We start from the raw sequence: 26,430 nt of genomic DNA, 5'->3' as shown, positions 1-26,430 counted from the left end.
TCCAGAGAGACTTGCGCGTCGCGGAGATGCTCGAGTCGAGCCAGCGGTCACCCTTCGGTTCGCCAGCGGTCACGCGGACGAGTCCAATGGGTGACCGCGCTCCCTGCACACATTTCGTCGCCCCGGGCGTCACACCAGCAGGGGACCGCCGCAGCGTTCGGCGCCGTCCTTCACCGCGATCAGATTGGCCTGCACATAGGAGATCTGGTTCCTGGAGTGCCAGTCGGTCGGGAAGTAGGTGACCAGCCGTGAGTTCTGGAATCGGGCCTGGATCTCCGGCACGAAGGCGCGGTACTGGTTGTCGGTGTAGTACCAGAACGAGTTCTCGTTGTAGTAGGCGACATGTGTCGGGTCCTGGTAGGCGCCCCGGCCGTCGGAGCTGGGTGTCTGGGTGAGGAGCATGCCGCCCGGTGCCAGGAGGCGGTACAGCTCATTGATCAGTGGAACCTTCGCGGGCACGTGCTCCAGAAAGTCCACCGCCCTGAGCAGACCGACCGAGTCGTCCGGGAGGTCCAGGGGCGCGGGCAGCGTCGCAATGATGTCGACACCGTCCCTTGCGTACTGGTCCACTCCCAGGTAGCCGGGCGGCTTGCGGTGCGCAGCGCCCAGGTCCAGCGCGAGCAGCCCGCGCCGCTTGGTCCAGGCGAGCGCGTTGCACTCGATGTATTTGTCGTACAGGGCGACGGTCTCGCGCTGGATGTGCGCGTTGATTTCGGTGTCGCGCTGGGTGTTGTCGGGGTGCATTCGTTGCATGTACAGGCATCGGGGGATGCGATGGAAGTCGCCGGCCTGGAAGAGACGGCACATCAAGTCCTGGTCGTCCAGCACCGTGCGCGTGGCGTCATACCCGCCGACCTGCTCGTACGCGTCCCTGCGGAACGCCCGCACATGGTTGGGGGCGTACCAGATGTACGAGACGTTGTGCGGCGTCGGTGCCATGGAGATGGCTTGCAGGAGGCGGCGACCATCGACGTCCACCTCCTCGTACTGCCAGCCGTGCGCTTCGTTGAACCGTGTGTCGTCCCGGCTTCCGTCCTCGGTGATCTGAGCGGTGTGGCTGTAGACGAAGACGACGTCGGGATGCTCGTCGAAGGCCTTCGCCAGTTCCGCCAGGCAGTCCTTCGCCAGCAGGTCGTCGTGGTCGAGCTCGACGAGGATTTCACCGCGTGCCACTTCGCAGGCACGGCGCTTGGCGGCTCCCACCCCGCGGATGTCGTCCGCGACTTCCAGCCGGACACGGTCGTCAGGGCGTTCCGGCCGCCATCGCGCGCCGTTGTTGAGGAGGACGATCCACTCCCAGTCGGAGCAGGTCTGCGCTTGCAGGGTCGCGAGGCATTCGTCCAGGAAGCGCGGTCGGTGGCTGGGGGTGAAGACGGAGAACCTCGGGGTCGGGGAAGAAGTCATTCGGTGGTACCTACCTGAGTGGCTGTCAATGCTGCATCGCGGAATCCCGGAATTCCTCCGGGACGAACTGTAGAAGCGATGGGTCGGCGCGGACGGCGAGACCGAAGGCGTCCTCGGCCTCTTCGTCCCGGCCCTTCTTCGCCAGGGCCTGTCCAAGGTGCAGTTGGGCCGTGGCCGCTTTCGGTTCGGCGCCCACGATGTGCCGCAGGATCGCGATCGCCTGGTCGGTGTGGCTCGACTCGATCAGAAGCGCCTTGTTGTAGAGGGCCGACTCGAAATTCGGGTCGATCCTGAGGGCGTGGTCGTAAGCCGTGCGTGCGTCGGCTGTCTTGTTGTCGTGCTGGGCGATGACGCCGAGGTTGTACCAGGCGAGTTTGTTGGCGGGATTCACGTTCAGGTCCAGGACTCGTCGGAAGCTACGCGTCGCCCCGGAGAAATCCTTGTTCTCGCTCTGCTTGATGCCCTCTTGGAGCAGTGCCTCCGCCCGGGCGGCACGCTTGGCCACAGGTGATTCGGGCCCGGACGCCGTCGAGGGAGTGGTTTTGGGGTCTTTTATGAGCAGCGGGACCCAACCGGTCACCGCATTGGCGACCACGCCTGCCGCGGCGAGTACGGTCGGCAGTAGGATCCGCTTTTTCACAGGGGATCTACCTTGCCGATCCGGTAACGCGACTGAGTCGGGCGGCATGAGCAAGCACCTGTGGCCGCGCGGATGATGCTTCCGGGGACCGTCGCCCGGTGCGGCCGTGTGCGCTGGCCGGCCGGGCAAGAGACTTCACGGCTCGGGGGTTCACGGCGCGCATACCGCGTAGACGGTGATGGTGCGTGCGTCGTCCGTGCCGGCCTGCCAGCCGGTAGCCGGAGAACCCCCGATAGGACGGTTGATGATCACCTCGGCGAGGCCTAGCCCGTCGGCCTGGTAGCCGCCGCCGATGGCGAACGTACCGGCGGGGCACAGGACAACGGCGTTGCCCGTGGAGCTGGTAGCCGTGACGACCGAGCTCTGCGCTCCAGGGCTCGTGCCCTGGACCCCTTGGAAGCCCTGGTTGCCTTGGAAACCCTGGGCGCCCTGCACACCGGGGCCACCCTGACTTCCCTGGGCCCCGGTATTGCCCTGGAACCCCTGCGTGCCCTGCGGGCCGACGCTGCCTTGGCTGCCTTGCGTGCCGGTAGCTCCTTGGGCGCCTTGGGCCCCGGTATTGCCCTGGGCGCCCTGTGCGCCGGTGCCGCCCTGGAAGCCCTGGCTGCCCTGGGCGCCCTGGGCTCCGGTGCCGCCCTGGAAGCCCTGATTGCCCTGCACGCCCTGCGGGCCGACGTTGCCTTGGCTGCCTTGCGTGCCGGTAGCTCCTTGGGCGCCTTGGGCCCCGGTATTGCCCTGGGCGCCCTGTGCGCCGGCGCCGCCCTGGAAGCCCTGGCTGCCCTGGAACCCTTGACTGCCCTGTTCCCCTTGCACACCGGGGCCGCCCTGATTGCCCTGACTGCCCTGCGCGCCGGAACTGCCCTGCGTGCCTTGCGTGCCGGTAGCTCCTTGGGTGCCTTGGGCCCCGGTATCGCCCTGGGCGCCCTGTGCGCCGGTGCCGCCCTGGAAGCCCTGGCTGCCCTGAATTCCCTGGCTGCCTTGTGGGCCTTGGCTGCCGGTGTCGCCCTGGAACCCTTGTGTGCCTTGGCTGCCGGTGTCGCCCTGGAACCCTTGACTTCCCTGGACTCCGGTGTCGCCTTGGCTGCCTTGGCTGCCCTGCGGGCCGATGCCGCCCTGGAAGCCCTGCGGGCCGGCGTCGCCTTGGCTTCCCTGCACTCCGGCGCCGCCCTGGAACCCCTGGCTGCCCTGGAACCCCTGGCTGCCCTGACTCCCTTGCACACCCGTTTCGCCCTGGCTGCCTTGGCTGCCCTGGAACCCCTGGGTGCCGGGGCTGCCTTGACTGCCCTGCGGCCCAGCTCCCGAACCACCCGGGCTGCCCTGCGCACCCTGGAAACCCTGCGGACCGATACCGCCCTGAGCACCCTGGACTCCGGCGCCGCCCTGGACACCGGGACCACCCTGGAAGCCCTGGCTGCCCGTGGCCCCCGGCGTGCCCATGTCGCCCTGCGTCCCCTGACTTCCCTGACTGCCGATACCACCCTGACTTCCCTGCAGACCCTGGCTGCCGGTTCCGCCCTGACTGCCCTGCGGGCCGATGCCGCCCTGGCTCCCCTGGGTTCCGCTTCCCTGGGGCCCTTGAGCACCGGTGTCGCCCTGGAACCCCTGACTGCCCTGGGGCCCTTGAGCACCGGTGTCGCCCTGGAACCCCTGACTGCCCTGCGCGCCTTCATCGCCTTGGCTGCCCTGGGCTCCGTCGCCGCCCTGACTTCCCTGGGCTCCGTCGCTGCCCTGGCTGCCCTGATTTCCCTGGGCACCGGTACCGCCCTGGCTGCCCTGCGGGCCGACGTCGCCCTGGCTGCCCTGCGGCCCGGCACCGCCCTGGCTGCCCTGCGCGCCCTCGTCGCCTTGGCTGCCTTGACTTCCCTGGCTGCCAGTGCCGCCCTGACTTCCCTGGACTCCAGCACCGCCCTGGCTGCCCTGGCTGCCCTGCGGGCCGATATCGCCTTGGGTGCCCTGAGCTCCAGCACCGCCTTGGCTGCCCTGCGGCCCGGCACCGCCTTGGCTGCCCTGCGGCCCGGCACCGCCCTGGCTGCCCTGGGCTCCGGTACCGCCCTGGCTGCCCTGCGCCCCGGCATCGCCCTGGCTCCCCTGGAAACCCTGCGTCCCCATCTCGCCCTGAGCGCCCTGGACTCCGGTGTCGCCTTGGCTGCCTTGGCTGCCTTGGCTGCCCTGCGGGCCGATGCCGCCCTGGAAGCCCTGCGGGCCGGCGACGCCTTGGCTTCCCTGCACTCCGGCGCCGCCCTGGAACCCCTGGCTGCCCTGAGGACCCTGACTGCCCTGGAACCCCTGACTGCCCTGGGAACCCTGAGACCCGCTACCTTGGAATCCCTGGGTGCCTTGGAATCCCTGCGTGCCTTGGAACCCCTGGCTGCCCTGGGTGCCTTGGAATCCCTGGGTGCCTTGGAATCCCTGCGTGCCTTGGAACCCCTGGCTGCCCTGGGTGCCCTGGAATCCCTGAGCGCCCTGGGGACCCTGGCTGCCCTGCGGGCCCTGGGGGCCCGGTGGGCGGGGGTGGCTATCAGGCTTGCCATGGTGCCCATCTGGTTCGTCACCGTCGTCATTGGCCGTCCGCGGTGGGCGGGGCTCGAAATCCGCACTCACAGCACCGTTCGGGCCTGGCACGCCGATGGAGTAATCGACGGACATATCTGCCGCGCGGGCTGGAGCGGTCGTCGACAAAGCGAGATTGACAAGAAATCCAAGAGTCCCCGCCGCCGAAAGGGCAGTGACAACCCGGACCCACGATCTGCGAAGAGACTGACACTTCATGACGGAACCTTCCTACAGCGCTGGAAACTAATACGCAGAGGTGGGTGACGAGTCACACGGGCATGCCACACCAGTACGTCGGACGGCATGAATGAGCGCCCAGAGTGCGCAGTCGTGCCGACATCAGTGTGCCGGGCTCCGATTCCACGCCGACGGTTGACAGCTAATGTCGCTGCACTTCATTCAATTGGCGTACGGGCCTGCATCAGGGCTGCTCGTCCTTCGCTGCTGGGGCCTGTCCGGGGCTGAACGACAGGAATAGATGCGGTACGCCAGGCATGCGTCGTACGACGGCAGTATTTCTTTCGCCACCACCTCGGCCCACGCTGGTGCCGCCGCGTCCCTGGCGGAGAGCAGCGGTGCGTCGGCCGGCCACTCGATGCCCAGGTCCGGATCGAGCGGATGGACCGCGTGCTCGCCGGTCGGCCGGTACGTCGTCGAGCACAGGTACGTCAGGGTCGCGTCGTCGGTGAGCGCGCAGAAGCCATGACCCAGCCCTTCCGGGAGATAGACCGCCCGACGCTCGATGTCGTCCAGACGGATGCCCTCCCAACGGCCGAAGGTGGAGGAGCCGACCCTCAGGTCGACCACCACGTCCCACACCGCACCGCGCACGCAGGTGACGTATTTGGCCTGCCCGGGCGGCACGTCGGCGAAGTGGATGCCGCGCACCACGCCCTTGGCGGACACCGAGAGATTGGCCTGGGCAAGTGGTAGCTGCCTGCCCACCGCCTCCGCCAGCCGGTCGAAGCGGTACCACTCGGTGAACAGCCCGCGCTGGTCGCCGTGCACCTGCGGGACGATCTCGAACGCGCCGGCGATCGTCAACTCGCGAATTTTCACTGCTCACTCTCCTCGAGCAGCCCGAGAAGGTACTGGCCGTACCCGCTGTGAAGCAGCGGCTCTGCCAGCAGGCGCAGTTGGGAGTCGCCGACGAGCCCGGACCGCCAGACCGTCTCTTCGACGCAGCCGACCTTGAGGCCTTGCCGCTCCTCGATCACCCGGACGAACTCCGAGGCCTGGACCATCGAGGCGAAGGTCCCGGTGTCCAGCCAGGCCGTGCCCCGGTCGAGCGGGGTGACGTATAGCTCACCGGTGTCCAGATAGGCCCGGTTGACCTCCGTGATCTCCAACTCCCCACGGACGCTGGGGCGAAGGCCCTGGGCGATCTCCACCGCCCGGTTGTCGTAGAAGTACAGTCCGGGCACCGCGTACCTGGATTTCGGACGGGCCGGCTTCTCCTCGATGCTCAGCACCTGGCCCAGCTCGTCGAACTCCACCACCCCGTACGCCGACGGGTCGGCGACGGGGTAGGCGAACACCCTGCCGCCCTTCATGTCAAGGTGCTGGGCGAGCCTGGTGCCGAGCCCGCTGCCGTGGAAGATGTTGTCGCCCAGAATCAGGGCAACAGCCTCGTCCCCGACGAAATCCGCACCGAGTACGAGGGCCTGCGCGATGCCCTCCGGGCGTGCCTGCACCACGTATTCAAGGCGGAGGCCCCATTGGCTGCCGTCGCCGAGCAGGCGCTGGAACTGGGGTTGGTCGTCGGGCGTGGTGACGATCAGGATTTCACTGATGCCGGCCATGACCAAGGTAGAAATAGGATAATAGATCATCGGTTTGTCGAAGACCGGCAGAAGTTGCTTGGAAACCGATCGAGTAAGCGGCCACAATCGGGAACCAGTGCCACCGGCCAACAGAATGCCTCGCATGGCGACAGCGTATGGCTTTGATGGCCGATTCGGTCACATATCGAGTGGCGCTAGAATCTGCAGACTATGCGCATCCTGGTTACCGGCGGCGCCGGGTTTATCGGTTCCGAGTTCGTTCGCTCCGTGCTGAGTACGGACTCCGAGAGCAGAATCACCGTCCTGGACAACTTCACCTATTCGGGCGTCGAGGAAAACCTCGCGCCGGTGGCTCATCATCCCGGGTACGCCTGCGTGCGCGGTGACATCTGCGACGTGGAGACGGTGGATGCCGTGATGTCGGGCCACGACGCGGTGGTCCACTTCGCAGCCGAGTCCCACGTCGACCGCTCGATCGACGGCGCGGCGCCGTTCGTACGGACCAACGTGATGGGCACCCAGGTGCTGCTGGATGCCGCCCGCAGGCACGGCGTCGGCCGGTTCGTGCACGTCTCCACCGACGAGGTGTACGGCTCGATCGGCACGGGATCATGGACGGAGGAGTCGCCGCTCGACCCCAACTCGCCGTACGCCGCGTCAAAGGCCGGCTCCGACCTGCTGGCGCTCGCCTGCCATCGCACGCACGGCCTGGATGTCGTGGTGACCCGCTGCTCCAACAACTACGGCTCCCACCAGTTCCCGGAGAAGGTCGTCCCCCTCTTCACCACGCACCTGCTCGAGGGGAAGAGGGTGCCGCTGTACGGGGACGGCGGCAATGTCCGCGACTGGCTGCACGTCTCCGACCACTGCCACGCCATCGAACTGGTGCTCCGCGGCGGCCGGGCCGGCGAGGTCTACCACATCGGCGGCGGAAGCGAGATCACGAACAAGGAGCTCACCGGCATGCTCCTCGAGGCGACCGGACACGGCTGGGACATGGTCCGGCAGGTGCCCGACCGCAAGGGACACGACCGGCGCTACTCCCTCGACATCACCAAGATCCAACGAGAATTGGGCTACCGGCCGCAGATCTCCTTCGCGGACGGCCTGGCCGCGACCGTCGATTGGTATCGCGACAACCGTGCCTGGTGGGAGCCGCTGAAGAGCCGGGCGGCACTGTCGTGACCCGCTGGCTGGTCACCGGCTCCGGCGGAATACTCGGTCACGACGTGCGGACCCTGCTGACAGACGACCAGGTCACCGCGCTCGATCGCGCCGCCCTCGACATCACCGACCCGGAGGCCGTCCGTACCGCGGTCTCCGGCCACGATGTGGTGATCAACTGTGCCGCCTGGACGGACGTCGACGGTGCCGAAGCCGCCGAGGCCACCGCCACCGCCGTCAACGGAACGGGCGTCCGCCACCTGGCTCACGCCTGCCGGGACAGCGGCGCTCGACTGCTGCATGTCTCCACCGACTACGTCCTGCCGGGAGACGGCACCGAGCCGTACTCCGAGTCGGCCCCGACCGGTCCGGTCAACGCGTACGGCCGCAGCAAGCTGGCCGGCGAACGCGCGGTTGCCGAAATTCTGCCCGATACCGGCTACATCGTGCGCACCGCCTGGCTCTACGGCGAGCACGGCCAAAACTTCGTCGCCACCATGCTCGGCCTGGCCGCCCGCAGGAGCACCGTCGAGGTCGTTAACGACCAGTACGGGCAGCCCACTTGGACGCACGATCTGGCTGGTCTCCTGGTGATACTCGGCCGCGCAGACAAGGCCCCGCCCGGTGTCTACCACGCCACCGCGACCGGCCACACCACCTGGTACGGCCTGGCCCGCGCTGCATACGAACTCAGCGGACTCGATCCGGACCGTGTCCGCCCGACCGCATCGGCGGCGGTCCCACGCCCTGCCTGCCGGCCCGCATTCAGCGTCCTCGGTCACGCCCGCTGGGCCGCGGCGGGCCTACCCGTCCTACCGGACTGGCGCACATCACTCGCCGAGGCCCTGCAACGACCCTCGTTCACCGCCCTCGTGCACCGGTACTGACTTCAGCGTTATGAGGTGACGAATCTCGGTGTTCGGGTGAGGGTCGGCCGGTGGTGGCGGTAGACCGTTGGTCATGCGATATGCGGATGGGAGTGCGCTGACGGCGAAGGGCCGTCAGCGCCGCGAGGCGGTGCGGTTGGAGCCCGCCGGACTGTTCGCCAAGGGCATCAGCCGCCCGAGGTCGCCCGCCGGCTGCGGGTGAGCCGGAAGTCGGCTTATCAGTGGCATCAGGCCCTGGCAGGAGAGCGGGGCGTGTGGCGCTGACGCTGCACACGCGCATTCCCAGGGAAGATGGGCGGCCAGGAGTTCCTGGACGCGATGGCTGTGCACAAGCAGGTCGACCCGACGATGGCGCTGCTGCTGAACGCGATTAATACTCCAGCAGCGGTTCGTGGCCTGAGGTGCGTTTTCGGTAGTGGCAGCGGCGGGTGATGGCCTGGCGGTGTCTTCTCCAGGCGGACCAGTTCAGTGCGTGGGTGATGGGATTGCGGTCGGCTCGTGGGTGGGGCAGGAAAGTGTCCAGGAGTCGCCGGATCTCTGCCACGGTGAGCGGGGCGGGGGCTGATCCGTTTCTGCAGCCCCAAGGCGACGTAGTGCGCCGGCCACTGGCGCGCCGCCTCAGCCGCACCGGTCCCGCGCCGGGCGAGATGCTGCTGCAGCCGCTCGAAAACGAGTCGGCCCTCCTCCCACACGACCAGTTCGCCGTCCAGGCCGGTGTCCGCCGGCAGCCTGTGTGAGGGCCGCAGTCCGAATCTCGGGGAACGCGCCGGTCTTGTCGGTTTCCTGCCTGGAGCGCAGCAGCGCCCCCCGGTCAGCGTGCACGGCGAGCTGGGCACGGTAGCCGTCCCACTTCGGCTCGGCCGCCCAGCCCGGCGTCAGGTCAGGGCTGTTCACGGCCGTGGTGAGCATGGGCTTGGGCAACGTCCAGGACATGCCCGCGACCCGTAAGCCACCCGGGTGCTGCTGGTGAAGGTGTGTGATCGGTTCAGGAGGCCAGGGCTTCGTGGAGGGTGGGGTGGCATTCGATGATGTCGTCGACGCCGACGAGTTGCAGGACCCGCAGGACGGAGTCGGTGGGTGCGGCCAGGCGGAGCCAGCCGCCGACTTTGGCGACGGCCTGGTAGGCGGCGATGAGGATGTTGATGCCGGTGGAGTCCATGAAGGTGACCTGGCGCATGTCGATCACGATGCGGGGCCTGGCGGTGTCGGTGACGTCCAGGGCGCGGCGCAGCTGATCGCCGGTGTGGTGGTCGATCTCCCCGGCCAGGGTGCGCACGCGGACGCCGTCCGTGAAGGTGGTCACGACCGACAGTCCGCCGACCTGTTTGGTGTCCGTCATTTGTCCCTCGGCCATTCGGTGATACTTGCACACCAAGACCTTCCGCCTGAAGTGCTGCCCTGCACGTCCGGGCGGTGCTGCTGTGCCGGTGGGGAGCCGACGCAGGAGAGTGGAGCGTGTACCGCGCGGGCGCGGGTACGCGCGGGGGTGTGAACGGGGTGGCGGAAGTGGGCCGTGATGGAAGCAGTCTCTGTGGATGAGGGCGGCACCGCACCAGGCGAGCAGATCATGCAGACCACGGTGGCCCTGGAAGGTGACGGCACGGTCATCGCCCAGGCCCGCCACCTGGCAACGCAGTTCCTCACCCGGGCACAGACCGAGCGCGGGGTGCTGGTTTCCCAGCGCGCTGTGGACCTCACGCAGCTGGTGGTCAGTGAACTGGTCACCAACCCCCGCAAGTACGCGCCCGGCCCGGTGCTGATGGACCTGCGGATCACCGGCGAGACGGTGGAGATCGTGGTGTGGGACTCCGACCCGGAACTGCCGATCGCGCGGGCCGCGGACACCGGCCGGGTCGGGCAGCACGGCCTGGAGATCGTCCTGGCCGTCGCCCAGGGCTTCGAGGCGCAGCGGGAACCGGTCGGCAAACGCATCACCGCCCGCCTCGCCCTCCTGGACATCCCCGACCGCGCCATTGCCGGCCAGTAAGACGGCGTCGCCCTGACCACCGGGCAGCCGCAGTGGTACGGCGGCCATGCCCTGGTCGACCCGCGCCCCGACGCACCCCCGCGCCCTGGGCCCGGGGGTGAGCAGCCGCTGCTTGTGACCACTCTCCGCACCCGGAGCGGCCACGAACCCGGGTGCGGAGGGCTGCACCTGTAGCAGGCTTACGCGGGTGCCGGTTCCGGGCGCAGTGACGCGAGCGGCGAGCGCCGGCCTTTCTCCACGGTGCGCAGCTGCTCCCAGTCGACCTCGGGGTGGGCGGGGACGATCGCGTCGACGGAGGCGGTGGTGTAGAGCACGACGTCCTTGCCGGAACCGTTGCTGCTGGGTGTCCGTCAGATGGCAGGTGATCCCATGCTGTCTGCGACCCAGGGCTGTCCTCCGTCTGGGCGAGGGTCCTCGTCTTCTGGTCAGCATCCCTTTAACGTGGGCGGCAGCCGCCGAAGGGAGGCGTCATGTCGGACGATCCGACGGGCCCGTTGGGTACGGCAATGCGGGAGGTCACGTTCCCGGACCAGTCTCGCGGGATCATCTTGGTGCGGGCGGGGACACCGCAGGACGAGGCCGAGGCAATGGCCGCCCGTGTGTGGGCCGAGATGCCGGAAGTTTGACCTGCAGGAAATGAGCCGTCGGCCATGGACCGGAACCAGCCGTTCGGAGTCCGCGCCCGGTGCACGGCGCCGTCTGTACGCGTCGATCGCCTGGGGGCGCGGTAGCGGTCTCTGCGACGGGGTCGAGGACACAGGGGCGAGAGACGCACGCCGCGCCGTGTTCCGCAGCCTGGTGCGCCTGCTGGCTGTCCACGAGAACCACGACGCCGTACACATCCTGCCCGGCGCGCGTTGCCGGGTGGAGTGCAGGTGGTGAAGGACTGGCTCGCCGAAGGCGGCCGGGGAGACCTCGTGGGTCAGCCGACTTGCACGGCTTTCAGTGACCCAGCGGTGGCAGGCGGCCGGGGGCGGCGCTTTCTTGCTGGCAGCACTCGTCCCGCCTGGCGATGGCGGTCTGGCGGTGGGAGCTCGACCTTCGGCAAGGCTGTTTCGGGCATGCTTTTAGCAGGATCGGATGGTTTTCGATGATGCCCATAGGACCGAGACAGCACGGGGAGTTGTGGCGGGGGAGGCTTTAGCCGGCCTCCCGGGCGGATCACACCGTGGCGATGCCGGGGCGAACTCTCGTCCTGTTGCCGACCTGGCCGGGTGGGCGGCGGACCTGGTGGAGCCGATCAAGCCGAGGCTGCGTGGCTGGCTCCACGCCGCGATGGTCCCTGCCTCGCTGAGTGCCGGCATCATCCTGGTCTGCCTGGCCCGGACGCCGGCGACCTGGGCCTGCGCCGTGTACGCCGTGACTGCCTGGCTGTTGTTCGGAACGAGCGCCGTCTACCATCTGGGCACCTGGGGGTCACTGGGCGAGGCCGTTCTGCGGCGTCTTGACCACGCCAACATCTTCCTGATCATTGCGGGAACCTGCACGCCTTTGGCCGTGCTCCTTTCCCCTGACCGGCAGGCTTTGCTGCTGTGGATCGTGTGGACGGGCGCGCTGGCCGGCATCGCCTTCGTGTCTTGTGGGTCAGCGCTCCCCGCTGGCTGTACACCCCCTGCTACGTGGCCCTGGGATGGGCACCGGTGCGTTACCTGCCCGTGGTCGTCGACCACGGGCACCAGTCCGAGCCGCCCGAAAGGCACCGCTTCCTCGGCTTCTTCCCTCGTGACCAACGGTGAGACGAAGAGCTCGCTGCCGTCGGTGATGTCACCCAGGCGGATCCGGTCGGTGTATCCGGAGCTGTCCCGGACGGCGGTGAGTCGGGCCTGGGTGACCAGGCCGACGCACCGGGCGTCTTCGTCGCAGACGACCAGATGCTCCGCACGGGCGGCGGCCATCACGGACAGCGCCACCTCGACGGTCATGTCGTACCAGACCTGCGGCCCGGCCGCGTCCATGACGTCGATCACCGTGCCGTGCAATGGGCGAGCGCTTACGGAGCGATCTTGCAACTGTCCCAGCGTCAAAGGGTGCCTCCTGCGCAGACGGGCGGGGTTCCAGACCAACAGCGGTTCTAGGCGGCCGCACCGGCCGTGGACTGGAGGGCGGGGGCACGCCGGGGCGCCGAGGCGGGGCGGCGTCGGCCGCGAGAGGTGGCACCACGCTTCTTGGGGCGTTCGGCCACCGGGGCGGTGATGACAACCGGGATGCCGGTCGGTGCCTGGGCTCCGGTGATCCGGCTGAGGGCCTCGTCGCCCGAGCTGACCTGGGTGGTCTGCGGCCGGATCCCGGCGTCCGACATGAGGCGGACCATGCCGCGACGCTGGCTCGGTGTGACGAGAGTGACGACGCTGCCGGACTCACCGGCGCGGGCCGTGCGGCCGCCGCGGTGGAGGTAGTCCTTGTGGTCGGTCGGCGGATCGACGTTGACGACGAGGTCGAGGTTGTCGACGTGGATGCCGCGCGCCGCGACGTTGGTCGCCACCAGCACGGTGACGTGTCCGGCCTTGAACTGCGCCAGGGTGCGGGTGCGCTGCGGCTGGGACTTGCCGCCGTGCAGGGCCGCGGCCCGTACCCCGCTGTTGAGCAGGTCCTGCGTCAGCCTGTCGACAGCGTGCTTGGTGTCCAGGAACATGATCACGCGGCCGTCGCGGGCGGCGATCTCGGTGGTGGCTGCGTGCTTGTCGGCACCGTGGACGTGCAGCACGTGGTGCTCCATGGTCGTGACAGCACCGGCCGAGGGGTCGACGGAGTGCACGACGGGGTCGCTGAGGTAACGGCGCACGAGCAGGTCGACGTTGCGGTCCAGGGTCGCGGAGAACAGCATGCGCTGGCCCTCGGGGCGGACTTGGTCGAGAAGGGCGGTGACCTGCGGCATAAAGCCCATGTCGGCCATCTGGTCGGCCTCGTCGAGGACGGTGACGCCCACCTGGTCCAGTCGGCAGTCGCCGCGGTCGATGAGATCCTTGAGGCGCCCCGGCGTGGCGACGACGACCTCGGCGCCACCGCGCAGTGCGCTCGCCTGCTTGCCGATCGACATCCCGCCCACCACCGTGGCCAGCCGCAGCCTCACGGAGCGGGCGTACGGGGCAAGTGCGTCGGTGACCTGCTGCGCCAGCTCACGCGTCGGTACGAGGATCAACCCCAGCGGCTGCCGGGGCTCGGCCCGCCGTCCGGCCGTGCGGGCCAGCAGGGCCAGGCCGAAGGCGAGGGTCTTGCCGGAGCCGGTGCGGCCACGGCCGAGGACGTCGCGGCCGGCGAGGGAGTTCGGCAGGGTCGCGGCCTGGATCGGGAACGGCACGGTCACACCCTGTTTGCCGAGCGCGGCCAGCAGTTCCCCGGGCATGTCCAGATCGGCGAAGCCCTCCACGGCGGGAAGCGCGGGAGTGATCGTCCGGGGCAGCGCGAACTCCCCCTGGACTGCGGCGGGCCGGCGGCCGTAACCGCCGGAGCGGCTCGGGCCGGCCGACCGGCGCGGCGCCGGCGAACCGAAGCGGCTGCCGCCCTTTCCGGAGTCGGCACTGCCATTACGGGCGCGGGCGAAGCGGTCGTTCGTGCGTGTGCGGTTCATGCGGAACCTTCCTCGATGCGGCACATATCAAGGAATTCCCGCAGCGATGAGCATCACAGAGAATTGCAAGAATGGACCGGCGCGTCTTGAAAAGCGAAACTGGCCAATAGAAAATCTGTGCGTGCGGGCGCAGGCGCTAGAATGATTGTGTGCGCTGTGGGCTCGATATTCAGAGCGTCCACTGCGCTGTAGCTATGAAAGGATGCGTCTGCGCCCCGAAGGGCGATCCGTGTGCGGTGAGCCAACGATGTCCGGGTTGTCGTCCCCAGGAAAAATCACTGCGGGAAACGCATGTAGCTGGGGCCCGCACCCCGAAGGATGCGGGCCCCAGCTACAAGTATGTGACAGTCAGCGTCAGGCGGGAACGATGTTCTCGGCCGTCGGGCCCTTCTGGCCCTGCGCGATGTCGAAGCTTACCTTCTGGCCCTCCAGCAGCTCGCGGAAGCCCTGGGCGGCGATGTTCGAGTAGTGGGCGAACACGTCAGCGCCGCCACCGTCCTGCTCGATGAAGCCGAAGCCCTTTTCCGCGTTGAACCACTTCACGGTACCAGCAGCCATGTCATATCTCCTTTGGGGCAGTGCATACGGGATCCGCACCGTGCGGACCTCGTGTCGCCGCGATGATCACCCCGCCCGGAAAATACCGGAGATACAAAAGCGCTTCCAGGGACAGACCGGCCGGAGCGCTTGAAGTTTCGGGAACCACAACTGCAACTGACAACGACAGTAGCACGTCGCAGCAGCCGCTGTGCGGTGAAGAACACCACCCTGTTATTGCGGCAGAGAATCTATCCGCAGTCTCCGGTGAAATCTCAGCCCGCGGGCGCAGTATTTCCCCACACGCGCGACGCCATTTTGCGTGCCACGCTTGCGTGATCCGCCCCCCACCACGCTCTCCGCTACTGCACGGGTCGCACCGCCGTGGGGGCAGACAGGCCCGTCTTGTCATCTTGGTTGGCCAGGGGTCATGTTCAGTGATCACTGGTATGGCCCAGGCAGGCGCGCAGGATCCTCCCGCCAGCGCAGCAGGGCCTGGTAGCCCTCCAGCCATACCAGCGACTCGGGCCGGTAGACCCGGGTGCGCAGGAACGCGGCGATGGTGCCGGGGTCGCGTGGGCTGGAGAAATACAGCAGGGCGGACTCGGCGGCGGCAGCACGACCATCCTGCGCACCCTCGCCGCCCAGTTCCTCCACCAGGGCGCCCACGCCCTGGTCCTCGACCACACCCGCATCGCCCACTTGTGGGCCAAGGACCTGCCGACGGTCACGCACCGCGGCAACGTCGCCGGCATCCACGACGCTCTGGTCGGCCTCGGCTCCGAGCTGGAGCGCCGCACCGCCCTCGACGGTGACCTCGACGGGGTGCCGCGCCTGATGGTCGTGATCGACCGGGCCGACGACACCCTGCGGCACCTCGCCCGCTACTGGGAGACGTTCCGGCAGGAGGACGACCCGAAGCGGTCCCCGGCCATCGCCACCCTCGAGGCCGTCCTGTACGAGGGGCGCGCGGCTCGCATCCACGTCATCTACGACGGACCCACCACCACCGGCAGCCGCCTCATCCCCGGCGCCCGCGAACAGTTCGCCACCGTCATCCTCGCCCGCGTCAGCGCCGGCACCTGGCAACGGCTCGCCCCGATAGTCGACCCCGCCCCCAAGAGCAGCCCGCTCCCGGGCCGCGTCCACGTCGTCCAGGACGGCGACGCCCACCCGGCTCAGGTGCCGCTGATGACCGACGCTGAAGCCGCCGACTGGCTCACCACCCCGGCGGCTGGATAGCTCTGGCCCACGTGCGCGGGTTCGGTGATTCATCGGACGTGCTCGGGTGGTGTCGTCAGAATTGGATCAGCAGGCGGCGCGGCCCCTATCAGCGGCATTCCGACAGCGATACGAGGGGTGCTGAGGACGGAGGTCGATGCCGCGGGGTGGAGCAGGCGTGCCGGGGTGCGATCCGCCCTGGTGGCCCGAGAGCTGCAGAAGGAAGGCACTTTCGTGAGCATGATCCAACCGGTTGCCAACGGGTTACGCACCGATCACCCGGTGCCCGGCCTGCCGTTCATCAACGACGAGCGGTTGCTCCTGGACAATCCTGACGCGATCGAGCGGACGGGCCGTAATCAGGGCGAGGGGCTGTGGGGGCGCACGGACCGACTGCGCGGTGGGGGATGGGTGGCGTTCACCACCGAGACGAAGAACCGTGACTACGCCTGGGCGGTCCATCAGCACCCCGAGCATGGGCGGACCGTTCTCCTGATCCGCGACAAGGACATGAGCGGCCTGCACCACGAGTGGATGTACGGGAACAACGGGTTCCTGTACCGGCATGGCGGCTACTGGTGGGACGGGACCCGCTGGTATCGGCCCCAGCTGGTCGTGGACCGCGCCTACGAGGGGTACGACGCGCGGCCGGTGGCGGACGCCGTCACCGTCACGGCCATCGACGTCCTGGCCCGCCCGGCGACGTCACACACCGCGCGGGTTGTGAAGATCGCCGACTTCATGGCCCCGGAGGAACCGCTGCCGCACTGGCGAGAGCATCTCGCCCTGTGGGCCTCCCACCGCCCGCCCGGCTCCAGGCCGCTCGATCAGTGCACCGTCGATCTCCAGGCACCGGAACTCGACCCGGCCCGTCTCGTCGACCGCGCCGGCCTGGCGCAGATCGCCGAACTGAAGCTGGAGGACCTGCCGCATCCGAAACACGGGCGCAAGGACCTGCCCCCGCCCCAGGCCGAGACGGCCGAGGGGCCACGGTGGTCGCGACCAGTCGCCCGTGACTGGGCCGAGCAGTACCGTCGGACCCACGGCCCGGAGAAGCTGTTGTCCGCCACGACGGCATTCGGCACCGAGCAGCCCCGGGGATTGGTCGAGGACCACAACCGCCTCACGAAGATCATCGCCGACAGCCTCGAGGACGTTGAGGAATCCAAGAAGAACCGCCTCTTCACCCGGGGCAGCAGCACGAGGCGCGAGGAGCAGGCCGCGCACCTGGCCTGGTGGCCCGCCGTCGCCATCAACGACGCCACCGACGGCTTCATCCCCCTCGACGCCGTGCGCACCACCATCATCGAAGCGGTCCTCGGCGGACTCGCCCGGGATGCCGAAGACCTCGACGATTCCAAGGATGTCCTCCTGGGCGACATCCGGCGCGATGTCGTGCACCTCATCGACTGGTACATCCTGCGAGAGCCCCGACTCGCCCCCGCACTCTTCGGCGAGATCTGCCTGGACGCTCGTGTGCGCTTCGGACTCGACCCCAAGGACGTCGGAGACCTTCTACGACGCTCCCTCCACCTCGACAGCGGCCTCGACCGCCAAACCCTCAATGCCCTCCTCGACCTGGCGCTCCCGCCCTCCGCGCAATCCCCCGACGGACGATGACCATTCCAGTGATGGCCGACGCCGAAGCCGCCGACTGGCTCACCGCCACAGCGGTCGGGGAGGTCTGACTCCGGACTCCGGGCACACCACGGGCCCCGGGGATCAGCCATGACATCCCCGAGGCCCGGCTCTATGCAGTCACCCGACTCGACGACTCTGCGGCCTCCGCGTTACGCGGCTGGCGACCGCCGGCGACGTCGCCGGATCGGAGCAGGGGGAACGTTGTCGCGGATCTGATGTACACCAGAACCATGAAGACCCAAGAAGCGTTCTGCGTGCGATGTGGCAGTGCAGACACTCGAGTTACCCGCCTCAGCCAGAACGGCGCGGAAGGCGACTGCTTCCGCTGCGACAAGTCATTCCAGGCCACGCCGTGCCGTCGATGCGGAGGCTTCCGCATCGACGGCTCCTTCGGAGTCTCCGGCACGCGATTCGAGAACCTCCCGGAGACTGTGAAGTGCTGGGACTGCGGGCACCGTAATCCGCTGCGCGATCCTAGCCCGGAGTAGACGAACACTCGACTGTCGGTCCCTATCCGTACTCTTGGCGCTCAGCCGCTTGGGCTACGCGGCCCGCGCTGGGCCTTGGATCATGGGAAGCGGGGACCCACAGTGACATCGATCTACCTCTCCTCCGACAACCCTCGGTGGATGCCGAAGACTGAGGCCGACCTTCAGGCCGCAGTCGACGGCGGGCTGTTCGAGGAGAGCCATCACTTGGACCTGAAGAAGGCCCCGAACAGCAAGGGCGACAACAAGGAGCTGGCGCGCGACCTGTCCTCGTTTGCCGTCGACGGTGGCACCCTGATCATCGGCGTGCAGGAAAACAAGGAGAGCCGCACCTTCGGACTCGCCCCCCAGCCCTTGAACGGGCTGCCGGAGAAGATTGAGCAGGTGGCCCGGACCATCCCCGACCCGCCACTGAACATCCTCACCGAGGAGATCAGGGCGGCGGCCGACGACGGGACCGGCTACCTCATCGTGCACATCCCGGCCAGCCCCGTGGCACCGCACATGGTCGACAACCGCTACTTCGGCCGCGGCGACAAGACGAAGTACCAGATGGGCGACGCCGAAGTCGTCGCCCTGCACGCACGCCGGCGCAACACCGAGGCCGACACCCTTGCTCTGCTGCGCACCGAGATGGACGAAGACCCGCTGCGTGACGTCGGAGCCCAGTCCCACCTCTTCCTGGTCGCCCAGCCCACAGCCGGACGACGGGACATGTGCCTCCCCATCACCGGCGCCCAGGACTGGAACATGCGCCTGCACACCCTGATCAGCCGCGTCCAGAAGAATCAGACTCTTCGGGCAGCGCTCGCGAACCATGGCTTCAGTCCGGATCTGAGCCACGCTCACCAAGGACACCGGCGAGCCAGGGGAGTGGCGCTCAGCTCCTCGAGCCTTAGGTCCGACCGCACGCACGTCGCAGACGGCAGCTGGGGTGAGGAGGACGTAATCGAGGTCCAGCTCTTCGAGGACGGAGGATTGCGCCTGTTCATGACCCGTCTTTCCGACAACCTCAACCGCCAGGCGTCGGAGAACGAAGAGGAGCAGGTCCTCTTCGACGCAGGCGCAGTTATCCACACCCGGCACATGCTGGAGCTGATCCGCCTGGTCTCCGACGACGTCGGCTACCACGGGAACTGGGTCTTGGCGGTCGGAGCCAACCGGCTCCGCGGCCGGCGCAGGTACTCCGGGCAGTCGTACTTCCCCAGCAACTACAGGTACAGCGCCGACACCTACGAGGAGTGCACTGGCGCCACGCTGGCGGAACTGCGTGACGCACCCGGCACGGTGACCCGCAGGCTCCTCGGCCCCCTGCTCCGCTCCCTGGGATCCGAAGAACTCTTCACCAAAGCCCTGACCGACGAAGGATGAGCCCCGGCTCCACAAGACGCCACGGGCCCAGGGACCAGCCATGGCGTCCCCGGGGCCCGGCTTGGCGGGGCCCAGCGTCCGACCTGGCAACCGGTTCGAGCCCCCCGAGACCGTGAAGTGCTGGCACTGCGGCCACCGCAACCCGCTGGCGACCCGGCCCAGGGTAGGAACGCTTCCCACCCCACAGTGCGGGAGGCTGGGCCTGCAGCAGTGAAGGAACCCCGGGATGCACAGCACGCCCAGGCCCCCCATTTCGGAATTACGTGGTGACGGCCACGCAACCCCGTCTAGCGTGAGCTGGCTGGCGATCGCCAGCGGCATGCGTGAACACTGTGGAGTACCGATGGCTCTGCCAGCCCGGCTCACCGCCGCCCTGGGACGAGACCCCGATCACCTCACTGAGGACGATCTGCAGCGCGCGGTCGACAGCCAGATACCCGAGAGCGTCGACCTCGACTGGAAGAAGGACTTCTACCAGGGCACCGACGCGGGCAAGAAGGAACTCGCCAAGGACGTGTCCGCCATGGCCAACACCGCCGGCGGCATAGTCGTCATCGGCGTCGACGACGGCAAGAAGGACCACGCACACGACCTGGCCCCCTCCGAGCCGGTCCAAGGCCGAGGCGAGGAGTGGATCCGCTCGGTACTCGCTAACTGGATCCAGCCCGTCGTCCCCAACGTCGGCGTGCGACCGGTGAAGTCCACTGCCCACGAGGGCAAGATCTACTGGATCATCACCGTGCCCCCGAGCACTCAAGCCCCTCACGCCGTCGCGGCTCCGGGCAACGACTACAACTTCCGCGTGCACGTCCGGCACGGCACCACGACCCGCACCCTCGCCGAATCCGAGATCGCCCAGCGCTACCGTGACCGCTTCCAGGCAGCCTCCGACGACGTCGACCGCCTGCGACAAGTCGCCGACGCAGGCCGTAGCTATCTGTCGGACTATCTGACCAGAATCGTGGACGGCAGCAGCGCTCCGGTGACCTACTACCCGGGCTGGGTCAGCCTTGCTGCAGTTCCGGCCGTACGCGGCACCTATCCGTTGACCACCCGGGCCGATCGCGACGCTGCCTTCAGCCGCTTTCACGACCTCGCCTGCCACGGAGTGACGCTCAACGCTCGGCCTGATCACCCTCCGCTGGTAGGCCGCCGGCAAGTCCGCTTCGAGGGCTTCCCCACCGGCCAACTTCATCAGGACGGCAGTTTCTACGCCGCACAGACCATCAGCCTCCACAACGATCAGCGCGACGCTGACGGCCCCCAACAGATGTCCCAGCGCGCATTCGAACTTGACCTCGTCACCCTGGTGCAAGCAGCCGCAGCCTGGGCAGCAGAGACCGGAGCGGCTGGCGACCTGATGCTGTCAGCCGCACTGCACCGCTACGACGGCAGTGACAAGCTGGTCCGACTGGTCGTGAACGAAAGCGCCTTCCAACGTGGCCCGGCCCTACCATTCCCCACCGCTCCCGCGCAGACCACGGGTGATCTCGCCGCCATCGTCTCCGACAAGCGGGAAGCCGTTGTCGTGGCCTGTGCTCTCGCATCGGACCTGCTGGCCGACATGGGAGCCCACCAGCCACACATTCTGACCCCTGAAGGGGACATCCGGACGGACCGACTCAACGACGATTTTCGCCACCAGCTCACAGGCTGGGAGTCGTAGCGCGGCTTGACCGAAGCGGGCGTGGCTGTGAGCGCCCATGCGGTCACGTGGGTTCGGGAGGCCGCATGTGGTTGATGGCCCAGGCGGCCAGTGCCCATTCGGCTGGGATGTTCCGGTCATAGGCCTCGTCGGACGTGAGTACATATGCGGGACAGAGGTCGGGATCCTCGTACGGGACACGGAGGGAGTCCCCGGCGCCCGCGAGCAGTTCTCCACCGTCATCCTCGCCCGGGTCAGCCCCCGCATGTGGCAGCGGCTCGCCCCGATAGTCGACCCCGCCCCCACGAGTAGCCTGCTCTCGGGCCGCGTCCACGTCGTCCAGGACGGCGACGCCCACCCGGCCCAGGTGCCGCTGATGACCGACGCCGAAGCCGCCGACTGGCTCACCGCCACGGCGGCCGGGGAGATCTGACGAGCGTCCGCACACACCACGGGCCCCGGGGGATCAGCCATGCCAGCCCCGGGGCCCGGTATATGGAGTCGTGGTGTTCAACGACGACGGGACGACGCCATCACGCCTCGTTCGCGCCCATTGTCAGTGCCTGCTGGGACAGTAGTGAACATGACTGATTTTTCTCTTCATCTCCTGGGTTCTCAACGGCAGGTTCGCGCGGATGAGCTTCCGCCTGCGACCTCCGCCCACACCGGACGGCAGCTGCGACGCGTGGAGCTGGAGCTGCGGGTACCGGGCGATCTGCAAGACGATCTCGAAAGCGAGCTCAAGTCCGCTGCTGCCCCCGCTGGACAACCCCTTGCCGGAGAGGGCACAACCTGGCTGGTCACCAGTCACAGTTACTCGTACACCGACAACGCGCAGCCACTGGTGTACACCCACCGGCTGGAGCTGCAAGAGGTAGAAGCCCTGCAAGCCTCCACTGTGGAGGTCGCAGGGCTCACGCTCGTTCCGATCCAGTACAAGGAGGACATCGACGAAGAGGCGCTCCTGGTGTTTCTCGTCACCGACGTCTCCGGCGAAGAGGGCGAGCGCCTGGAGGAGCTCATCGTCACGCAGGAAGACCAGTATTTCGATGTCGTCCGCCGAGGCGTCAGCGAGACCCCAGTCCGTATGCGCTTCGGCCGCTGTCTGTGGCAGCAGGGCGAAGGCGCTACCCGACGCCACAATCTGACGCTTGTCGCTGACGAAGGCCGGCCAGATCGTCCCCTCGGCATCGCGGCGATCAACCAGCCCCAGCTCGGCCGCACCATTGAGAGGACCGTCGCCAACGCCGCGGCGCTCGACCTCCTCGTAGAACAGCTTCACTCTCAAGGAGTCCTGACCGAAGAGGTCGCCACCACCATCAAAGCTGCCGCACTTCCACACGACCTCACGCCCCGCGAAAGCCGCGAGTTCTGCCGCACAAGCAAGATCGATGACTACTGGGGCTGAGCTCCGGCTGACGGCTAGCGAAGTTGAGGAAGCAGCCGCTGGACCGCCTCAGAGAGCCCCCTTCCAGGCCATCACCGCCGACAGCGGAGCCGCCCAGTCCCAGGGCCTACACGCACCCCAGTGCGATGCCGCAGCCCTCGGGACAGTGAAGGGCCCCGGGCCGCCCAGCGCGTCCGGGGCCCGGGCCGCCGATCCCGACAGGATCGGCCAGCACGGCCTGGAAGCATCGCCCTGTCGGACGCACCCAGCAGCGTCACCGCCGCCCGCAGCCCGACGTAACGGGCCATCTGGGGAGCAGCCCGTACCTACAACAGAGGCCGGGCACGTTGAAGGTTGAGGAGCGTGTTGGGGAGACCAAGATCTCTCATGGCCTTGTCGATGGTGGACTTCATCGGGTTGCCCACGAGCAGTGGGCTGATCGCCGCTGCTGCCTGGAGCAGGGCCACCGGGATCCACAGCCGCTCCGAGGTGATGTCCGCCTCGCCGCCCTTGGGCTCCGTGGTGAACTTCAACTTGCCCTCGTCCATGATCAGGAATGCGTCCGCGGTCGCACCCGTGGTGTGCGAGTAGGCGGACTGATGACGGTAGACCGGATATACATCAGCGGTGCCGTACGCCTTGACCATGTTGTCGAAGTTTTCCAGCTCCCCCATCAGCGTCTTATGGATCTGCTCGCTCTCGTCGTTGGCGAACACCAGCGGCTCGGACGACGGCGCATCGACCGGCTCCGGCAGGTTCCAGGTCTCATTGACGTTCCGGGCCAACTTCCGCTTGTGCGCACGCCAGTACTCAGCAAGCGCGACAACCGCCGGCTCCCCGCTGTCAGCAAGCCAGTTCATCGCATAGGCGTGCCCAATGAGGTTGCGCATCAGCGGCGCCGCCTCGACGGTGTAGCCCTGGTCATACAAGGAGACCAGGGCCCGCGCGGTCCTATTGGTGAACTGCCACCACCCCATGAGCGGGTAGACGACGTTTTGGTGCTCAGACGGCACCCGCACGCCCTGAGCGGTTACCTTCTCCGCCGCCTGAAGAATGACCGGCACTATCGCGCGGCAGCGCCGGAGACACTGCTCATTAGGACCGAACTTGTAGACCATGACGTGAACCTACCGAGGCAGTACCAGTACCTACGAGCGAGATTCAGCGAGGGGCGGCACCGTGCCTCTGGTGGGCCCTAGTTATGCAGCCCACTCAAGGCCGAGCTCCGCCAGCGCGGCGAGCTTGTCGGCGGTGAGTTTGGCCCGCCTGGTCTTGGTGTTGCTCAGGAATACCCCGAGTTTGACTTCTGTGCCGTCTTCCAGGCGTTCTACGTGGGCCCTGGGGACCTTCACTGAGCCCTCGCGGGCCTTGTACTGCGCCAGGGCCGCAACGCCCCGCTCGAAGGCGCTCACGGGCGCCGTGGACGCCTTGACGGGCTCCTCGGGCGCCGGGGCGAGCGGCGCGATGCCGAGCCGCTCCAGGCGCTCGCGCTGCCCGTCCGCCAGGGCCTCCCACATCTCGGGCTTGCGCTGCCGGGCCAGCCACTTCCCGATGTCCATGCCATGGACCGTGAGGCCGGGCAGGACGTCGGCCTGGCCCTCTTCGTCGGCCACCAGCTCACGCAGCGCGGCGTAGTGCCGCTGCCACTCCGCCGGCCACTCAGGGTTCCAGTCCTCGTCCACGGCCTCCAGCGCGGCTTTCCACTCCGGGTGGCCCTCCAGCGCACCCTGCCGCCTCAAATTCGCGAGCCACATCCCCAACGGCCGGTCCAGCATCGTCGCGGACCGGGGTGCGCACAGCGTCCAGTGCTGCTCGTAGTACGCCTTCGCGGCCTCCAGGTTCTCCTGGAACCGCTCATCCGCCAGGCTCCAGACCATGCCCAGCTTCTCCAGCCTGCGGGCGCGCAGGCCGCTCATCTGCCCCGCCCCGTAGGCCCGTCGCTGCTCCGCGACCCACTGCCCAAGGGGGTACGCGCCCTCTTTGTGCCCATATGGGACTCGGGCGTGAAGCTCGCGCTCAGTGAACTTCTTCAGCGCCGCCCAGCCGCGCGCCCAGTCCTGCTTCTCCGTGTCGATCACGTTGAAGGACACCCAGTCAGCGACCATCACCGGGTCACGGGGAGCAGCAAAACGCAGCAGCAGACGGGATTCTTCCTCGCCTTCCTCGGGCGGAGGACCGATGTACTCGGACGGCTGCGCGACATCCTTCTGAGGTTCCTGCGGAATCGCGAGAAGCTCGATCGCCTCTTCATCGTGAGCCCGCAAGCCTTCGAGGACCTTCACCAAAGGCCGATACGATCCCGAGGTGAACATGTCTTCCGGCTTTTCTCCCGGCTGGAGAAATACCGGCACGATCAAAGAAGCGAGCTTTCCTTGTCCCGGCTTCTGACGCAGCGCCCGGCCGATGGCCTGGACGATGTCGTGCGGCGCCCCCTTGGGGTCCAGCAGGGCCACGGAGTCGACGGCCCGGATGTCGACGCCCTCGCCCAGGACGCGGCAGTTGGAGAGGACAGCGCGCCGCGCTGTGGTCCCGAACCCGGCGAGCACTTCCCGCCGGCGCTCGGGCACGTGCTCGCCGCACAGCCAGTCCGCCCAGATCTTGGCCGGGTACTTCTCCGGCTCGTTGGCGTGCAGCTTCGCCGCGACGCGCTCCAGCCCTTCGGCGTACGCCTGTGCCTCTATCGTCCGGTGGTGGAAGGTGATGCAGGTCTGGAGGTTGTGCTGCGCCATGGTGTGCAGGAGCGCGGCCTGGAGGGCTCCGAGGCGCTGCCCGCGGACTTCCTCGGTGTGCCGTTCCTCGCCCATCAGCCGTTCGGGCGTGACGACCGGGTCCTGGAGCTCCAGGACGATGATCTGGTACCGCGCCAGCAGACCGCGCGAGACGGCCGACGCCAGGCTGAGCTTGTAGAGGACCGGCCCGAAGACCTTCTCGTCGTCCATGGAGGCCGCCATCTCGCGCGGCAGCGGGTCGCGTACCCCCTCGGCGACCTCGCGGTTCAGCCGCTCCTCCCAGATCCGCGGCGTGGCCGTCAGGTACAGCCGGCGGTGCGACGGGATGACGCCCTGGTTGTGGACGTCGGCCCACGCCTTGCCCATCGAGCCCGACGTCCGGTGGGCCTCATCGACCACCGTGAGGTCCACCGGGGCCAACTGCTGCCCGTAGGCGCCCTCGAAAGCCTCCGCCAGCACCCCCAGCGAGGCGTACGTCCCGAAGATGGTCACAGGCCCCTGGCCGTGCCACAGAGCCAGTTGCACCGGATTCGTGGTGGCGCGCACCTTCAGGTTCCACAACTCCGGGTCGTCCTGGAGCGAGCACACCGCAACCGCCGGCCCCGTGTGCCCGGCCGCGCGCCACGCCTGGACGGTCTGGGTCAGCAGGTCCAGCGTCGGCACCAGCACGAGTATGCGGCCCTTGGGGACAAGGCGCTTTGCCGATGCGGCCGCGATGATGGTCTTTCCCGTTCCGCACGCGGCGTGTACCTGCCCGCGCAGGCCATTAACGGGAATGCCGCCCGGCGGGATATCGAGACCGCGCACAATGGCGGCAACGGCCTCGATCTGATGGTCACGCAGTTTCACGGCCATTCCCGTGTTCTCCTTTTCGCGGAATGTGGCGCGCAATCTGAAATGAAAGTCCGGCGCGGTGAGGGTGACCGGTGGATGTGGTGTCTGATCCCAGACTCTACACAGCCAAGCACTGTGATGCATCACCCACGCGCCATGTTCCCGCCTCAGGGTGATACATGGCTGAATCTCACCCCGACGCGGCGGGGTGTGGTGTATGCTGACGGGGTATTGGTGAACGTGTCAGGGCGGTTTCGAGGGTGGGGGAGGGGTTCGGGTGGAGCGCAGCGGAGCCCGTCGCCGCGGTGGGGCCGGCACTCCGTCAGGCCGATAGTCCGTCACCTCCGTTGTGGGGGTGGTTGCTGGGATTCCCAAGCCCTACACAGGTGCGAGCGTGATGCACGTCCCCTTGCTGCCAGCTTCGGCACCCGCGCTTGCGCGGGTGCTCCCAATTCGCGCTTGCGCGAATTGCCTTGCTTTTTGAATTCCGCTTGCGGAATTCAATTCCCGCGCTTGCGCGGGAATTTGGCGGAGCGTCAGCGGAGCCGTCACTACCGCGCGGCTGGCCGCGCGGTATCCCGCTCCGCGGG

At 67.9% G+C, this 26,430-nt stretch carries 24 protein-coding genes and 2 pseudogenes; 13 read left to right on the top strand and 13 right to left on the bottom strand.

Annotated elements, in window-relative coordinates:
• Nucleotides 1-129: 129 nt before the first annotated feature.
• The 3 genes from ACIBBD_RS35065 to ACIBBD_RS35055 form a co-directional block, all read right to left on the bottom strand.
• A complete protein-coding gene (locus ACIBBD_RS35065) occupies nt 130-1,404 on the bottom strand; it encodes a glycosyltransferase (protein ID WP_399423620.1) in 1,275 nt (424 codons plus the stop codon).
• Nucleotides 1,405-1,429: 25 nt separating this feature from the next.
• On the bottom strand, nt 1,430-2,044 hold the full coding sequence (locus tag ACIBBD_RS35060) for a tetratricopeptide repeat protein (RefSeq protein WP_399423619.1): 615 nt from the start codon (nt 2,042-2,044) through the stop codon (nt 1,430-1,432).
• A 150-nt stretch (nt 2,045-2,194) separates the two neighbouring features.
• Nucleotides 2,195-3,199 carry a hypothetical protein gene (locus ACIBBD_RS35055; RefSeq protein WP_399423618.1) on the bottom strand — a complete coding sequence of 335 codons (1,005 nt, stop codon included), beginning with the start codon at nt 3,197-3,199 and terminating at the stop codon, nt 2,195-2,197.
• Nucleotides 3,200-3,256: 57 nt separating this feature from the next.
• Between ACIBBD_RS35055 and ACIBBD_RS35050 the strand changes: the two genes are divergently transcribed.
• Entirely contained in the window at nt 3,257-4,861 is a 1,605-nt protein-coding gene (locus ACIBBD_RS35050; protein WP_399423617.1) for a hypothetical protein, read from the top strand.
• Nucleotides 4,862-4,996: 135 nt separating this feature from the next.
• Here the strand turns inward: ACIBBD_RS35050 and rfbC are convergent, their stop codons facing one another.
• Together rfbC and rfbA are read right to left on the bottom strand one after the other, a co-directional pair.
• On the bottom strand, nt 4,997-5,650 hold the full coding sequence (gene rfbC, locus ACIBBD_RS35045; RefSeq protein ID WP_399423683.1) for a dTDP-4-dehydrorhamnose 3,5-epimerase: 654 nt from the start codon (nt 5,648-5,650) through the stop codon (nt 4,997-4,999).
• Between the two features lie 2 nt (nt 5,651-5,652).
• The gene (rfbA, locus tag ACIBBD_RS35040) at nt 5,653-6,525 is read right to left on the bottom strand and encodes a glucose-1-phosphate thymidylyltransferase RfbA (RefSeq protein WP_399423616.1); all 873 of its coding nucleotides are present in this window, start codon (nt 6,523-6,525) and stop codon (nt 5,653-5,655) included.
• A gap of 66 nt (nt 6,526-6,591) precedes the next feature.
• On the opposite strand from rfbA, the gene rfbB reads away from it, so the two are divergent.
• The 4 genes from rfbB (at nt 6,592) to ACIBBD_RS35020 (ending at nt 8,696) form a co-directional block, all read left to right on the top strand.
• Nucleotides 6,592-7,566: a dTDP-glucose 4,6-dehydratase gene (rfbB, locus tag ACIBBD_RS35035; RefSeq protein WP_399423615.1), complete on the top strand. Its 975-nt coding sequence runs from the start codon at nt 6,592-6,594 to the stop codon at nt 7,564-7,566.
• A complete protein-coding gene (gene rfbD, locus ACIBBD_RS35030) occupies nt 7,530-8,432 on the top strand; it encodes a dTDP-4-dehydrorhamnose reductase (RefSeq protein WP_399423614.1) in 903 nt (300 codons plus the stop codon). The genes rfbB and rfbD overlap by 37 nt, the downstream gene beginning before the upstream one ends.
• A 73-nt stretch (nt 8,433-8,505) precedes the next feature.
• Complete coding sequence (locus ACIBBD_RS35025) at nt 8,506-8,634, top strand: hypothetical protein (RefSeq protein ID WP_399423613.1); 129 nt, start codon at nt 8,506-8,508, stop codon at nt 8,632-8,634.
• Nucleotides 8,625-8,696, top strand: a complete 72-nt coding sequence (locus tag ACIBBD_RS35020; RefSeq protein WP_399423682.1) for a hypothetical protein — start codon at nt 8,625-8,627, stop codon at nt 8,694-8,696. The genes ACIBBD_RS35025 and ACIBBD_RS35020 overlap by 10 nt, the downstream gene beginning before the upstream one ends.
• A 721-nt stretch (nt 8,697-9,417) precedes the next feature.
• Here ACIBBD_RS35020 and ACIBBD_RS35015 read toward each other — a convergent pair.
• A complete protein-coding gene (locus tag ACIBBD_RS35015; RefSeq protein ID WP_399423612.1) occupies nt 9,418-9,771 on the bottom strand; it encodes an STAS domain-containing protein in 354 nt (117 codons plus the stop codon).
• Between the two features lie 177 nt (nt 9,772-9,948).
• Between ACIBBD_RS35015 and ACIBBD_RS35010 the strand changes: the two genes are divergently transcribed.
• On the top strand, nt 9,949-10,419 hold the full coding sequence (locus ACIBBD_RS35010; protein WP_399423611.1) for an ATP-binding protein: 471 nt from the start codon (nt 9,949-9,951) through the stop codon (nt 10,417-10,419).
• 179 nt (nt 10,420-10,598) lie between these two features.
• Here ACIBBD_RS35010 and ACIBBD_RS35005 read toward each other — a convergent pair whose 3' ends face one another.
• Nucleotides 10,599-10,733 (bottom strand): hypothetical protein, encoded by a 135-nt coding sequence (locus tag ACIBBD_RS35005; RefSeq protein WP_399423610.1) that lies wholly within the window; start codon nt 10,731-10,733, stop codon nt 10,599-10,601.
• Nucleotides 10,734-11,499: 766 nt separating this feature from the next.
• Here ACIBBD_RS35005 and ACIBBD_RS35000 point away from each other — a divergent pair.
• Nucleotides 11,500-12,074: pseudogene (locus ACIBBD_RS35000) on the top strand (hemolysin III family protein); the annotation flags it as partial.
• Here the strand turns inward: ACIBBD_RS35000 and ACIBBD_RS34995 are convergent.
• The 4 genes and pseudogenes from ACIBBD_RS34995 to ACIBBD_RS34980 all read right to left on the bottom strand — a co-directional run.
• Nucleotides 12,072-12,443, bottom strand: a pseudogene (locus tag ACIBBD_RS34995) (CBS domain-containing protein); the annotation flags it as partial. The pseudogenes ACIBBD_RS35000 and ACIBBD_RS34995 overlap by 3 nt on opposite strands.
• A gap of 47 nt (nt 12,444-12,490) precedes the next feature.
• A complete protein-coding gene (locus tag ACIBBD_RS34990) occupies nt 12,491-13,987 on the bottom strand; it encodes a DEAD/DEAH box helicase (RefSeq protein ID WP_399423609.1) in 1,497 nt (498 codons plus the stop codon).
• Nucleotides 13,988-14,341: 354 nt separating this feature from the next.
• Nucleotides 14,342-14,545, bottom strand: a complete 204-nt coding sequence (locus tag ACIBBD_RS34985; protein WP_023586105.1) for a cold-shock protein — start codon at nt 14,543-14,545, stop codon at nt 14,342-14,344.
• 420 nt (nt 14,546-14,965) lie between these two features.
• A complete protein-coding gene (locus ACIBBD_RS34980; RefSeq protein WP_399423685.1) occupies nt 14,966-15,193 on the bottom strand; it encodes a hypothetical protein in 228 nt (75 codons plus the stop codon).
• 33 nt (nt 15,194-15,226) lie between these two features.
• Here ACIBBD_RS34980 and ACIBBD_RS34975 point away from each other — a divergent pair, with 33 nt between their 5' ends.
• From ACIBBD_RS34975 to ACIBBD_RS34950, 6 genes are all read left to right on the top strand, one after another.
• Nucleotides 15,227-15,766: a hypothetical protein gene (locus ACIBBD_RS34975; RefSeq protein WP_399423608.1), complete on the top strand. Its 540-nt coding sequence runs from the start codon at nt 15,227-15,229 to the stop codon at nt 15,764-15,766.
• Between the two features lie 219 nt (nt 15,767-15,985).
• On the top strand, nt 15,986-17,365 hold the full coding sequence (locus ACIBBD_RS34970) for a hypothetical protein (RefSeq protein ID WP_399423681.1): 1,380 nt from the start codon (nt 15,986-15,988) through the stop codon (nt 17,363-17,365).
• A gap of 650 nt (nt 17,366-18,015) precedes the next feature.
• Nucleotides 18,016-19,245 carry a helix-turn-helix domain-containing protein gene (locus ACIBBD_RS34965; RefSeq protein WP_399423607.1) on the top strand — a complete coding sequence of 410 codons (1,230 nt, stop codon included), beginning with the start codon at nt 18,016-18,018 and terminating at the stop codon, nt 19,243-19,245.
• 292 nt (nt 19,246-19,537) lie between these two features.
• Nucleotides 19,538-20,911 (top strand): helix-turn-helix domain-containing protein, encoded by a 1,374-nt coding sequence (locus tag ACIBBD_RS34960; protein WP_399423606.1) that lies wholly within the window; start codon nt 19,538-19,540, stop codon nt 20,909-20,911.
• Between the two features lie 67 nt (nt 20,912-20,978).
• Nucleotides 20,979-21,323 (top strand): hypothetical protein, encoded by a 345-nt coding sequence (locus ACIBBD_RS34955; protein WP_399423605.1) that lies wholly within the window; start codon nt 20,979-20,981, stop codon nt 21,321-21,323.
• A 150-nt stretch (nt 21,324-21,473) separates the two neighbouring features.
• Complete coding sequence (locus ACIBBD_RS34950) at nt 21,474-22,298, top strand: hypothetical protein (protein ID WP_399423604.1); 825 nt, start codon at nt 21,474-21,476, stop codon at nt 22,296-22,298.
• 305 nt (nt 22,299-22,603) lie between these two features.
• Here the strand turns inward: ACIBBD_RS34950 and ACIBBD_RS34945 are convergent, their stop codons facing one another.
• Both ACIBBD_RS34945 and ACIBBD_RS34940 read right to left on the bottom strand, forming a co-directional pair.
• Nucleotides 22,604-23,395, bottom strand: coding sequence for a DUF5677 domain-containing protein (locus ACIBBD_RS34945; protein WP_381115566.1), 792 nt, complete (start codon nt 23,393-23,395; stop codon nt 22,604-22,606).
• Between the two features lie 81 nt (nt 23,396-23,476).
• A complete protein-coding gene (locus ACIBBD_RS34940) occupies nt 23,477-25,861 on the bottom strand; it encodes a Helicase associated domain protein (protein WP_399423603.1) in 2,385 nt (794 codons plus the stop codon).
• Between the last annotated feature and the right edge of the window lie 569 nt (nt 25,862-26,430).

The sequence above is a fragment of the Streptomyces sp. NPDC051315 genome (assembly GCF_044455165.1).
In the GTDB taxonomy this organism is placed as follows: Bacteria; Actinomycetota; Actinomycetes; order Streptomycetales; family Streptomycetaceae; genus Streptomyces.
This window is presented reverse-complemented; position numbering and strand designations above follow the sequence as displayed.

What these genes read in the sequence shown, in the direction of transcription:
- ACIBBD_RS35015 (WP_399423612.1), bottom strand. Translation starts at nt 9,771, where the DNA reads ATGACGGACACCAAACAGGTCGGCGGACTGTCGGTCGTGACCACCTTC.
- ACIBBD_RS34990 (WP_399423609.1), bottom strand. Translation starts at nt 13,987, where the DNA reads ATGAACCGCACACGCACGAACGACCGCTTCGCCCGCGCCCGTAATGGC.
- ACIBBD_RS34970 (WP_399423681.1), top strand. Translation starts at nt 15,986, where the DNA reads ATGATCCAACCGGTTGCCAACGGGTTACGCACCGATCACCCGGTGCCC.
- ACIBBD_RS35025 (WP_399423613.1), top strand. Translation starts at nt 8,506, where the DNA reads ATGCGATATGCGGATGGGAGTGCGCTGACGGCGAAGGGCCGTCAGCGC.
- ACIBBD_RS34985 (WP_023586105.1), bottom strand. Translation starts at nt 14,545, where the DNA reads ATGGCTGCTGGTACCGTGAAGTGGTTCAACGCGGAAAAGGGCTTCGGC.
- rfbA (WP_399423616.1), bottom strand. Translation starts at nt 6,525, where the DNA reads ATGCGAGGCATTCTGTTGGCCGGTGGCACTGGTTCCCGATTGTGGCCG.
- rfbB (WP_399423615.1), top strand. Translation starts at nt 6,592, where the DNA reads ATGCGCATCCTGGTTACCGGCGGCGCCGGGTTTATCGGTTCCGAGTTC.
- ACIBBD_RS34965 (WP_399423607.1), top strand. Translation starts at nt 18,016, where the DNA reads ATGCCGAAGACTGAGGCCGACCTTCAGGCCGCAGTCGACGGCGGGCTG.
- ACIBBD_RS34950 (WP_399423604.1), top strand. Translation starts at nt 21,474, where the DNA reads ATGACTGATTTTTCTCTTCATCTCCTGGGTTCTCAACGGCAGGTTCGC.
- ACIBBD_RS34940 (WP_399423603.1), bottom strand. Translation starts at nt 25,861, where the DNA reads ATGGCCGTGAAACTGCGTGACCATCAGATCGAGGCCGTTGCCGCCATT.
- ACIBBD_RS35010 (WP_399423611.1), top strand. Translation starts at nt 9,949, where the DNA reads ATGGAAGCAGTCTCTGTGGATGAGGGCGGCACCGCACCAGGCGAGCAG.
- ACIBBD_RS34945 (WP_381115566.1), bottom strand. Translation starts at nt 23,395, where the DNA reads ATGGTCTACAAGTTCGGTCCTAATGAGCAGTGTCTCCGGCGCTGCCGC.
- ACIBBD_RS35065 (WP_399423620.1), bottom strand. Translation starts at nt 1,404, where the DNA reads ATGACTTCTTCCCCGACCCCGAGGTTCTCCGTCTTCACCCCCAGCCAC.